This is a genomic window from Treponema endosymbiont of Eucomonympha sp. (genome assembly GCF_001028545.1).
The window spans coordinates 1-11,467 of sequence record NZ_BBPW01000751.1; the positions used below are offsets into that span (position 1 = coordinate 1).

The 11,467-nt window shown below is 52.4% G+C and carries 9 protein-coding genes; 4 read left to right on the forward strand and 5 right to left on the reverse strand.

Annotated elements, in window-relative coordinates:
* Nucleotides 1–121: 121 nt before the first annotated feature.
* From AWU74_RS09110 to AWU74_RS09125, 4 genes are read right to left on the reverse strand one after another with little or no spacing between them, the layout of a single operon-like run.
* Complete coding sequence (locus tag AWU74_RS09110; RefSeq protein ID WP_062329008.1) at nucleotides 122–1,426, reverse strand: nitrogenase component 1; 1,305 nt, start codon at nucleotides 1,424–1,426, stop codon at nucleotides 122–124.
* Nucleotides 1,426–2,901 (reverse strand): nitrogenase component 1, encoded by a 1,476-nt coding sequence (locus tag AWU74_RS09115; RefSeq protein ID WP_062329011.1) that lies wholly within the window; start codon nucleotides 2,899–2,901, stop codon nucleotides 1,426–1,428. Before AWU74_RS09115 ends, AWU74_RS09110 begins: the two co-directional genes overlap by 1 nt.
* A 57-nt stretch (nucleotides 2,902–2,958) precedes the next feature.
* Entirely contained in the window at nucleotides 2,959–4,284 is a 1,326-nt protein-coding gene (locus AWU74_RS09120) for a nitrogenase component 1 (protein WP_062329014.1), read from the reverse strand.
* A 21-nt stretch (nucleotides 4,285–4,305) separates the two neighbouring features.
* Nucleotides 4,306–5,757: a nitrogenase component 1 gene (locus AWU74_RS09125; protein ID WP_062329017.1), complete on the reverse strand. Its 1,452-nt coding sequence runs from the start codon at nucleotides 5,755–5,757 to the stop codon at nucleotides 4,306–4,308.
* A 361-nt stretch (nucleotides 5,758–6,118) separates the two neighbouring features.
* On the opposite strand from AWU74_RS09125, the gene AWU74_RS09130 reads away from it, so the two are divergent.
* Nucleotides 6,119–8,065: a phospholipase D family protein gene (locus tag AWU74_RS09130; protein WP_062329019.1), complete on the forward strand. Its 1,947-nt coding sequence runs from the start codon at nucleotides 6,119–6,121 to the stop codon at nucleotides 8,063–8,065.
* A gap of 146 nt (nucleotides 8,066–8,211) precedes the next feature.
* Here AWU74_RS09130 and AWU74_RS11190 read toward each other — a convergent pair whose 3' ends face one another.
* The gene (locus AWU74_RS11190) at nucleotides 8,212–8,484 is read right to left on the reverse strand and encodes a hypothetical protein (protein WP_162505164.1); all 273 of its coding nucleotides are present in this window, start codon (nucleotides 8,482–8,484) and stop codon (nucleotides 8,212–8,214) included.
* A 47-nt stretch (nucleotides 8,485–8,531) separates the two neighbouring features.
* On the opposite strand from AWU74_RS11190, the gene AWU74_RS09135 reads away from it, so the two are divergent.
* The 3 genes from AWU74_RS09135 to AWU74_RS09140 form a co-directional block, all read left to right on the forward strand.
* Nucleotides 8,532–9,569, forward strand: coding sequence for a DNA-methyltransferase (locus AWU74_RS09135; RefSeq protein ID WP_062329022.1), 1,038 nt, complete (start codon nucleotides 8,532–8,534; stop codon nucleotides 9,567–9,569).
* 41 nt (nucleotides 9,570–9,610) lie between these two features.
* Complete coding sequence (locus tag AWU74_RS11195) at nucleotides 9,611–10,057, forward strand: hypothetical protein (protein WP_162505165.1); 447 nt, start codon at nucleotides 9,611–9,613, stop codon at nucleotides 10,055–10,057.
* 363 nt (nucleotides 10,058–10,420) lie between these two features.
* The coding region (locus tag AWU74_RS09140) for an AAA domain-containing protein (protein WP_187151003.1) at nucleotides 10,421–11,467 on the forward strand (1,047 nt) is incomplete at its 3' end.

The window sequence follows — 11,467 nt, forward strand, 5'->3', positions numbered from 1 at the left end:
TGTCCGGGCAGCAGTTCTTTTATCCGTTCCCACGCCTCGTCGCTTATATCGTGCCGGTGAATGCCTTCATTTCTTTTCATGCTTCTATTTTACCTCTTTTCCCCTATCCAGTCCACACTACCTAGAGCACCAGTTTTCCCCGCGCGACCGTGTAGATATCTTCCAGCAGTTTGAGTCCGCCGGAATACCCTGCCACGTGCCCGTTTATGACGAGGCGGTCAACCATAGGGTATGAAATGTTGACGAAGTGACCGGGTATTTCCTGCGCTACGGTGCGTTCCCAGCTGCTGCCCAGAATGAGCGGGTACCCGCCGAAGTCGGTCGCCTTCATGCGCTCATGAATCTGTCGGCACTCGGTCTCAAATACCGCTTCCGCTTCAATGCCGTAATTGAGCCTGCGGAACTCCGCCGTAATCGCGTCGCGATATTGCTCCGGCGGGGAATCGGTGAGGTACTGCGTGGTCGGGTACATGCCGAGGTCGTTGACCAGAAATTTGGTATATGCCAGCGTGTATTGCGAATCAGACACCGTCACAAATCGCTTGGACATAATCCGCTGTTCCAAGAAGATGTCGGCATACCGCTCAATATAGTAGTAATACTCCGCCTCGCGCTCGTTCACCGCCCGCTCGACAGTAACCGTATCCACGTCGGCGAACTCTCCAACAGCTCGCAGGAACTTAGAGGTCTCAAACGCGCCGATAGGCAGCACGGGATAATGCAGCAAAGGCGCGCCGTAGCGTTCCGCTGTAAAGCGCGCGCTTTCTATGCCGACCCACGGCGACACCAGCACGTTGAACTCCGCCTCGGGTATTCGGTCTATATTGAGGATTCCGCGCCCGTGTCCGAATATGGTATTCGGCGTTAAGCCAAGCGCGGCGACGAGAGATTCCAATTCCCGCAGGTTGCCGAGCCAGAACGGGTCTTGCATCGGCGGTCCCGCAAACAGGTTCACCAGTCCTTTTCGTTTCTTCGGTGGGGACAGCGGCAAGTATTGCTCGAAGAGCGCTTTCAGAATCCAGTCGTGCCCCTCGTAGTTGTTGCCCCTAAAGCCGGGTGTATTCGCATACAGCACTGGCTTGGAAGCATTTTTAAACTGCTGCACCACCTCGCCCACGTCGTCACCGATGATTTCAGACGTGCAGCCGGTGAGCACCACGAACATATCCGCGTCTATGATTTTAAGCGCGTTCTCGATAGTCTCCTTCAGTTTGTCCGTTCCGCCGAATATCACCTCTTTCTCGCTCACGCTGGTACAAGGGAATATGTTCGGCGAGAACAGCCCCGACGTGCCGGAGTTGTCGTTGAGCTTTGCCCCGCAGCCTGGCCCGGAATGCAGGATAGGAATGGCGCGAGGTATCGCCTGCACCGTCTGCATTGCCGCAAGCGCACACTTGTAGCGCGGCTGGTCGAGGATTCTCGCCATTACACCACCTCTTTCAGCATCGCCTGATTCTGTTGCGCATACCACCAGTCCGTATACGGCAGCTTGACCCGCGCCGCAAGGTTCTTCTCAAAGCTGCGGTTCCGCACCGTGTCCCGAACCGCTTTAGCGAACGCCAGCGTCCCTTTGTAACCGAAAATCAGGTACTCGTCGGCGACATACATAGCGGCAAAGCCTTGTTTGATTGCCCACACGGTTGACCCCGGGTGCCGTGAAAAATAGATATCCGGCTGGTACCGGTGCAGGATATTCAATACTTCAAAGTTCTGCATATCCGCTACGCTAAATTTGATATTGTCCGGTGAATGGCTCCTCAGGTGATTCAGCGCGGGCGGCACTTCTTTGTTATCGTACTGATAATCATAGTGCCACGCCGCCGCCCACACTACCGTCATGCCGAGTTCCTGAAGTACCCGCGCCACCTCATACGTGTAGCCCGGACCCATTGCGATAACCGCCCGCAGCCCCGCTAAATCTTTTTTAACTTCCTCTATCTGCGGCAGATACTTCGCCCGCTCCCGTGCCAGAAACGCCTCCGCTTCCGCCGACTTACCTATGACGCGTCCAAGCTCGCGGAACCACGCTTCAAAACCTGCAATGCCCATAGGGTTTATGGTGCGGACGTAAGGCACGCCGTATTTTTCTTCCAACGCGTTCCCCAGATAGGTACCGAGCGTGCCGCAGATGCAGACGGTAGCGAGGGATTCCGACAGGTGTTCCAATTCCTCCACCGTCGAATTCATGTACAGAAACTGCGGTTTTACGCCCAGTTCGGCGAACATAGCGGTAATCTGCGGACGCTCGCTTTCGTAGAAGTTTTTGAAGTTGACGACGTTGCGTTTTTCTTTGGGCGGCTTGACGATTGCCCGCACTACCGCGTGGTCAGACACGTCAAATCCGGACGCCCAGATGCGCGATTTGAACCCCTCGCAATGCACCGGCTCCACCGTAACGCCTAGTTCCGCCATCAGTTCTGAGGACAAACTGTCTATATCCTCGCCGATAACCCCCGTAACGCAGGAGCTCGCGATAAAAATCGCTTTGGGGCGATAGTCTGCATACACTTTGCGGGCAATGCTGCGCACCGCTTCCACCGCGCCGAATACGGTGTCGCGCTCGTCGAGGTCGCTCCCGATAAGCACTGAACGGTATACCGCGCCGATTCGGCCGGAAATCTGCCGCGCGAGCGTGTTAGAGCCCGCCGCCGTTGCACAACAGCCCGACGGCGCGTGGTAAATCACCGCAATGTCGCGTATCCCCTGCAACTGTCCGATAGCGCACATAGACAGGCACATGCTTGACTGGCTAAAGCAGCGCTCACGATTTTGGAGTGTGCCGCAACGCGACTGGTGTACCAAATCGTGCAGGTCGCCGTTGTAACCGGTAATAGAACCCAGTCGGTTTTCCCGCGTACCTACCGTCGGCTCGTTCAGTCTTCCTTCAATATCAATCGCCATAGTTTCTCCTGTTATAGAACAAAATCCTCTCTCAAACTCCATATCCAGCCGTATGATTTACGTGTTGGAGTACAAGTCTTCCAAAAACGCGAGCGCCCCTCGATAACCCGCAATAGCGCGGTTGAATATCAGCCGCTCCGTATTGGGATATGAGGCGACCAAAAATTGAATGTTCCGCTGCGTCGCGTATTCCCGCTCGTTGGTGCTGCCGACGACGAGCGACAATTCCGGAAAGCGCGACAGCGCCTGATTGATTTCCCACTGGTCGCCCGTGAACACCACTTCCGGTGGCTTCGCATAGTCCAAGTCGCGGAGCGCGGCGGCAAGGTACTCGCGGTCTTCGCCGACGGGCACCGGGTCGGTAACGATGCTCACCTCCGGCGCAAAACTGTATTCATTCGCCAGAAAACGGGTCAGCCCCGCCACATTCGCCGATTCACCCACCACTGCGTACCGTTTCCAGCTTTGCACGCCGATAGCGCTTTCGAGGTAATGGTAAAAATACCGCTCCTCTTCCGCAATCGCCTGTTCCGCCTGCGCTTCCCGACCGAGCGCCTTGCCCACGCCGCGCAGGAATGCCGCCGTATCCGCCGCGCCGACGGGAACGAACGGGAAACGCAACGCCGGAATGGCAAAGCGAGATTTATACTCCTCCATAGCGTCTTTCAACAGCCACGGCGACAGCACGATATTGAGCGCGGCGCGGGACGAAGAACGCACCGCGTTCACGCCTTCGTCTTGCCCGAAGAAAGTATTCGCCTTCAGTCCAAGCTTGCCGAGCAAGCGGCGGATTTCCTCAAAATTGCCTTCCCAGAAAGGGTCGTGGTACGGCAGGATTCCCAGCACATTCACCAAATCTTGCCGTTTCTCGCGCGGCTCCGGCTCGACAATGCTGTCCAGCAGCGCCTTCACTGCGATTTCGTAGCCGTGATAACTTTCACCCAAGAAACCGGCTGACTGCACCGCGTACACCGGGTGCCCCGCATCGCGGTACCGTTTGGCGAGGCTTTCCACGTCGTCGCCGATTATGCCCGCCGTGCAGCCGGTCAGAATAAAGTATGCGTCCCCGCGAATGATTTCGATAGCGCCCGCCACGTGGGTATCGAGCTTCTCTATCCCGCCTAAAACCACGTCGCGCTCCAGCATGTTGGAGCAGGGAATCTGCACGCCGGAGATGAGCGGCACCCGTCCGCCCGCCTGCCCCGCTTCGCCCACAGTCGTCTGCATACAACAGCCCGGTCCCGTGTGGTATATCTGCACCGCCCCGTTGAGCGCGGAAAGCGCGGCGTTTACCCCGCCCAACGCGCAGTTCCCGTGGGGATTCTCCAATATCTCCGATACCCGCACTGTGTCTGATACGGCTGCGCTTGCTACGTTCGCCATGATTCCTTCCTTAGCAATGCTTTAGTATTGCTTGATAAACTTAAACGGGTCGCTTTCGTACCACGAGTCGCGGTAGGGAAGCCTTGCGTGGGCGGACAGCCGTTTGTTGTAGCCGGGGTTTTCAAGCTGAGACGCCATTTTGTTCCCCAGATACACCAGATTTCGATAACCAAGCGTGGGGCGTTTCATATCGAGCACGTGGGTGGTCGGGAAGCCCAGCTTTGCCGCCCACGACGGCACGCCGACAAACACGTCGGGCTTCAGCTTCTGCAACAGGTTTACCTGCTCAAACGGCTGCATATTGGCGACGTCTACCTCATAGCTGCCGTGAACGCCGTTGAGGTAGTCAAAGTCTATGAGCGCGTCGTTGTCGAAGGTGGGCGTTTCCAGCCCGACCAGCTTCATGCCGAAGTCGCTGATGAGCGCGGCGGCGGCAAACGAGCGCCCCGTGCCCCCGCAGATGAACACCCGCTTGCCGTGCAGCCGGTTATAAATGTCTTGCACCAGCGGGGCGAACTGTTCGCGCTGGCGGGCGATATACGCCTTTGCCTCCGCCGTCTTGCCGAACAGTTCCGCAACGCCGAGGTACCATTTGTCGGTGTTGCGGGTACCGATAGGCATAATCGTGTGCGAAAACGGAATGCCGTATTCTTCCTTCAAATCGACCATGAACTCGTCGGCAAACACTTTGCAGATCGCCGTAGACGCAGCCGCCCTCGGTATCGTGCGGAGTTTCTCAAAGCTCGAATAGAAAGGAATATAGTTTATGCGTATGCCGATTTCGCCGAGCATCCGCTCTATCTCAAGCTGGTCGAGGTACGACACGCTCGGCGGCGCAAACAAATTGAGCAGGTCGGGTATCGTGTCGCCCTTAGGCGCGTCTTTCAGGATATACTTGCCTATTGCCAGAAACGCCGCGTCATAGCCTGACGCGCACACCTTCGACTTGAACCCTTCGCAGTGCACCGGCACCAGAAGCGGCGCGGCGCTTTTTTGCGCGTCCGCGACGATAGCTTCAATATCGTCGCCGATGATTCCCGACGCGCAGGAAGTGAATATGAATATCGCCTTGGGGTTGTAGCGTTCGGACGCAAGGCTGATAGCCTTCCGCAGTTTCTGCTCGCCGCCCAGAATGATATCCCGTTCGTCCAGATTGGTCGCAAGAATGCGCGCGTTCTTGACCGCATAGTTTCCCCGGTGCATCTGCCCTACGCGGTACACGTCGTTCGCCCCGCTGCAGCAGCCGGTGCACCCGATCGGCGCGTGCACGATGAACGCCGAATCCGCCAGCGACAGAAGCGCGTTAATCGAGTTGATTTGCTGGCACTGCAGCCCCTGGCTGAAGGTGCGGTCCGCCTGCCCTATGCAGTTCGCGCGGAAATTTCCCGCGCCGCGGCAGCTTTCGCCGCCCCAGTCGGTTACCGTTGCCGTATGCGTCCGGCTTTCCCGAATGCCCGAATACTCTCTTGTCATAGCGCCTTCCTTAACAGTTCCGTTCGTAAATCATATTAAAATTGCGTATTTAATAGTGTGTGAGAACAATATACATTTTCCGCGCTGCTTTGTCAAACCGTCCCGGATACGCTTGCAGAAATAACCCTCTTTCGGGCAACAAGCGCCGGGCATAAAAAAGACAGGCTTCTGTTTCCCGCCGCAGCGGGAGGAGTCTTCCCGCTGTAATGTCGGAGGTCGCGCCGCTGTGGCGGGAGGAGGCACACCATAGTGGAGAATCTCCTTCCTGTAGCAGAAAAGGTCTTCCTATTATAGGGAGGCGCAGCCGAAAAAGAGTCCCCGTTTCCTTGCATAAACCCCTTGCCCATATTACAGTGTTTCCGTGGATTTATTCGCCGAAACCGATACCGCCCTCGACGTGGCGCACGCCGCTTTTATCGAAGGGCTGCGCCTTTCGTGGCAGGAACTTTTTGAGGGCTTTGATACGCTTCGGGCGATAACCTATTCTTCAGACACAGACTTCATGACAAAACTGGTCGGCAGGTTTGAAAAAGCTGAAATCATCTTCGGTTTTTCCGAAATACTGTCCTATACCTTGCAAGAAATCATCGCCTATCAAGACAAGGCTGTTGAACGCATAAAAGAAAGCGCCGCGAAAAACAAAATCGACTTGGTTTCCCGAATCGACGCGGGCACGCTGCGCCTCCTCGTGGCGAGAGAGCACAAATCTCACGAAAAACTCTACCTGCTCAGAAACAAGGACGGCGGAACGAGGGTCATCATCGGCAGCGCCAATATGTCAACCGCCGCCTTCACCGGCAGGCAGCGGGAAAAACTGTGCTATATGGAAGAGTCCGCCGCTTTTGACTGGTACGCCGCCTCCTTTGAGCGCTTGCGCGACGACAGTTCAGACGAGATTAGCGTCACGGCTCTCCGCCTCGATGAAAGCGGCGACAGCCTCAGCGTCCTGCCCATAGCCGACACCTTGAGAGTAAAGAAAGCCCTCATCATCGAGCCGGCGCAGGAAAACCGCGAAGAGGCGCGCTTCGCCCTCGACGTGCGGAATCTGGCGACGAAACTTTCGCCGTTCATGCCGAAACCGGACGCGGCAGGGAAAACAACCTTGCTGCCGGAACATATCCGGCAAACCGTGCGGCGCATTGAGAACGCAAAGATACAGGAGAAAGAGCTTGGCAGCGTGTTCCCCGAATTAACTTTGGACTGCGAGGCAAAAACCGCGGCGCTCAACGGCAAAACCTTAGACCTGCGCCCTGACAAGGAGCGCGTCGGCGCCGACGCGGCGCTTTTTCTGAAATATATGCAGGGTTACGAAAAGTTCCACGGGGACGCGGCGTCTTTGCAGAAACGCTACTACGACTTTGCGGTGTGGTTTTTCGCCACCCCCTTTATGGCGCGCCTCCGCTATGAGGCGATACTGAACAATCAAAACCTGCTGCCGTACCCGGTGTTCGGTTTGGTGTACGGTCAAAGCAAGGCGGGAAAAACCAGTTTCTTGGAAACCTTGGTCAAGATGATGGTCGGTGAAAAAACAAAGATGAACGCCGTGGATTTCACCCGCTCCAATATTGAGCAACTGAAGCGGACCGTGAAAGGGGTGCCTATCGTCGTGGACGACCTGACCCAAAACCGGTTCAGCGCCCACGCCGTCGAAACCATTAAAAACGACGAGTTCGGGCGCTTGGACGGACTGCTGCAGTACCCCGCGGTGGTAATCAGCGCGAATGAGGACGTAAAGGCGGTGGCGCCGGAAATTGTGCGGCGCACCATAATCTGCCGCGTGCAGGCGGGACTCAAAAACACGGAATTGATAAAAAGCAACCTGGTGAAACGGGTACAAACGCGCATAGGCACCGCCTTTTACCGCGAATACCTGCGCCGTATGTTTGACCGCATAGACGCGGTCATCGGCGCAATCAGAAGCGACGATGACGCAGACGTCGGTCGGGACATTCTCGCCCTGTCATCCGCGGTGCTCGCCGAACTGTTTGCGGAATACGCCTCGTCCCCGCTCAGCGCCTTTGTGCGCCTCCGCACCACAGACGACTTTTTCGACGAAAAAATAACCGGAAGCCACGCCATAAAAACTATCCGCGACGCGTGGAAAACTAACCCCAAAGCCTTCGTCATAAACAAAAAACTGAACGAACTCCGCTACAGCGCCGGAGAAAATCACTGGGACGCGGTCAACTTAAAAAAAGAACTCCCCGAAGATTTGGAAGCGACCCGAAGCAGGGAATGCATTATCATGAAACTGGACAAAGCGAGCGAATTTTTCGGCATTGTTTTTAAGAGAAGGCTATTCGGGTGATTTGCGTTGCCCGCGCGGGCAACGTTCGAGTTCCTTCAAAGTTAGACCTGTGTGCTGCAAACTCGCGGCGTATATGGTGTTCGGCTTTGCCGAACGTTCGAGTTTCCTGAGGAAACCCGACAGAGAGACGCCTCAAAAGGTGTACCTTACGGCGTATAAGGTATACCTTTTAACCCTAAAGGTACTTTTTTTAACCCAGAAGGTGTACCTTTTAACATAGAAGGTACACCTTTTAACATAGAAGGTATACCTTTTGCCGCAGGTTTGGGCAATTCCGGCGCAGCCGGACGCGCCGCCTTTGTGCGCAAAAACAGCAAGAAACCGCCGAACACCTTTATGCCGCTGCGGGGACAGGCGCTCTCCGCGGCGGCATAAATCTTGAGCCTTGGGCACAATACCCTGCTGTTGGTTTTGAGCATTTTATCGCCTATACACGAGTAAAAAAATAGTTTAGCCTATAAAAACTATGGAAAAAGAACGGGCGCCGCAAAACAGGACAATAACTCTCACCGACGCGGAACGGCAGAAATACAAGGGCAGGCTTGTCCGCGCCGTTGATAGCGTAATGCTGTCTCAAATAATCAATAAAACACTTTGCGGCGATTTATTGTCTGTATTGGATAAATTGCCGAAAGGTTTTGCGGACTTGCTTGTTATCGACCCGCCGTATAATTTAGACAAAGACTTTAACGGTTTTAAATTTTCTAAAACAGATGATGAATCGTATTTAGCCTATTTACAAAAATGGTTCCCTAAAGTCATCGAAACAGTGAAGCCAACAGGGTCCGTGTATATATGCGGCGACTGGAAAAGCACATTTTGTTTGCATCAAATAATGCGCGACTATACCATAGTGCGAAGCAGAATAACGTGGCAGCGGGAAAAAGGGCGAGGCGCAAAATCAAACTGGAAAAACGCCTCGGAAGATATTTGGTTTGGAACAAAAAGCGATGAATATTATTTTAATGTTGAGGCGGTGAAACAAAAAAGGCGTGTTATCGCGCCTTATCGTGAAGCCGGCAAACCGAAAGATTGGGAAGAAACGGCATACGGCAATTTTCGATTAACGTGTCCAAGTAATTTTTGGGACGATATATCGATTCCGTACTGGTCAATGCCGGAAAATACAGACCACCCGACTCAAAAACCGGAAAAACTTATTGCAAAATTAGTTTTGGCAAGCTGTCCGGAAAACGGCATTGTTTTTGACCCTTTTTTGGGTTCGGGCACAACATCCGTTGTTGCAAAAAAACTGAACAGACACTATCTCGGCATCGAAATGAATGAAGAATACTGTTGCTGGGCAGAAAAACGTTTGGAAATAGCAAATACAGATAAAAATATTCAAGGTTATTCCAGCGGCGTGTTTTGGGAACGGAACACTTTGAACTTACAAATTATGGAAACTAATCGAAAACTTAAAGAGAAAATACCGGCTGTAAAACGAGAGAAAACACTTCTCCTAACACACGACTTGCGCCACAGCGCTTATACACGTAAATAAGTATAGCGACTAATTGACATCATTAATAGTGTGAGGTTTATATGTATAATATAACTTTGATTTGCACAATGCACAGAGAAATAGGAAAATGCAACTCAAAAGAGTTATATAATATTATTAAAAAAGTAAATCCCGAAATAATATTTGAGGAATTTGATGTTTCAAGAACAGGCGATGAATATTATAAAAATGGACATTATAAGAATCAAACCGTTTGTTCGCTTGAAACAATTACACTTATGCGGTATTTAGAAAACCATCAAGTTATACATATTCCAGTTGATACATATGACACAACAGATATTCATAAAGAATATGCGGATTATATGCATCGTAAAATATCTAAAAATAGCGAAGAATATACCAATTTAGTTAAAATGAATTTTATATTGTCATGTCAGCAAGGTTTTCCATATCTCAATAGTTTAGAATGCAGCGATCTATTACAGAAAATACGTTTCATTGAAGAAAAGTTATTAATTTTTTAAATGATAAAATGTTGCTTAACACATATAAATCATGGCAATTAGTTACAGATAATCGTGAGAATGAAATAGTAAAAAATATTTACGATCATAGTAAAAGCCATTGTTATAATAACGCTCTATTTATTATCGGAGCAGAACACAAAAAATCAATAATAGATAAAATTCAAGATTATGAAAGAGGAAATAAAATTAAATTGGAATTTTAACTTATAAAAATGGTATACACCCCGCTTTATATAACACACGGCTTGCGTTGCGCCGCTACACTCCTCCATTTGCCGCCCGCTTTTACCGTGGCTCGCCCCTATGCCTTTGCCCATAGGTGAGAATCTTTATGCCGAATTTCTCGCAAGGGGAACGCATTTGCCGCACAAGCAACAGATATTCGTCGACGGCAAAGATAAAACCGGCGCCATTCGCTTGTGGCAACGGAACGGCGGCACGGTCGATATAAGCTACGGCACAAACGGCAAAACGTATACCTATGCGGCACACCGTGTGCGGTTTGTCGACTCCGCACTCGCAAACCCCGACGCCGACAAATGCTTTGCATATCTGTACCGCATAGCGCAAACGGTCGGGCTGAAAGACCCCGACGGCAATAATATCCTCGCAAACCGGTACGCCAAAATCGGTTTTGTCAGCAAAGACAGTATGCTGTCGGCGTTCCTGCGCGGAAAATTGGATATACGCGGGACGGATTCTGTCGGCAACACGGTGTATCCGTTCGGCTTCAACCTCAGCCAAAAGCTGGCGGTGGAAAATGCGCTGTCAAGCCCGCTCTCTATCATAGAGGGTCCGCCGGGAACAGGCAAAACGCAGACGATACTGAACATTATCGCCTGCGCTATTATGCGCGGCGAAAGCGTTGCGGCGGTTTCAAGCAACAACTCCGCGACGGCAAATATCCTTGAAAAGCTGCAGAAATATAACGCGGGCTTCGTTGCCGCGCTGCTCGGCAACTCCGACAACAAGCGCGAGTTTATCGAATCGCAGAAACCCTTGCCTGATTTGTTGGCGTGGAAACTGTCGCCGGAGCGCGGCGCAGCCGTTCGGCAGCAATTGCAGACGCTGTTTGTTTCGCTTGAGCGTATGCTCGTCAAGAAAAACGAATTGTCGCGCTTAAAACAGGAGCTTGACGGGCTTGAGTTGGAGTACCGGCATTTCACCGAGTATTACAACGAAAGCGGCGCGCCGGTAGATATACAGATAAAAAATAGCGTAACTCCATATACCGCTTTGCAATTATGGCTTATGTGCGAGCGGAGCGCAGAGAGCGCCGTGCCGCCTAATTGGTTCGAGCGTTTGAAAAACCGTTTCTGGTACGGCATACGGGATAAAGCGTTTCGCGCTATTTCTCCGCAGATTGTGAAATTATGGTGTGTGTGCGAGCACTATACAGTCAACGAA

Excerpts from the sequence above, each read along its gene's own strand:
- AWU74_RS11190 (WP_162505164.1), bottom strand. The coding sequence starts at position 8,484 with ATGCTCAAAACCAACAGCAGGGTATTGTGCCCAAGGCTCAAGATTTAT.
- AWU74_RS09135 (WP_062329022.1), top strand. The coding sequence starts at position 8,532 with ATGGAAAAAGAACGGGCGCCGCAAAACAGGACAATAACTCTCACCGAC.
- AWU74_RS11195 (WP_162505165.1), top strand. The coding sequence starts at position 9,611 with ATGTATAATATAACTTTGATTTGCACAATGCACAGAGAAATAGGAAAA.
- AWU74_RS09125 (WP_062329017.1), bottom strand. The coding sequence starts at position 5,757 with ATGACAAGAGAGTATTCGGGCATTCGGGAAAGCCGGACGCATACGGCA.
- AWU74_RS09110 (WP_062329008.1), bottom strand. The coding sequence starts at position 1,426 with ATGGCGAGAATCCTCGACCAGCCGCGCTACAAGTGTGCGCTTGCGGCA.
- AWU74_RS09120 (WP_062329014.1), bottom strand. The coding sequence starts at position 4,284 with ATGGCGAACGTAGCAAGCGCAGCCGTATCAGACACAGTGCGGGTATCG.
- AWU74_RS09115 (WP_062329011.1), bottom strand. The coding sequence starts at position 2,901 with ATGGCGATTGATATTGAAGGAAGACTGAACGAGCCGACGGTAGGTACG.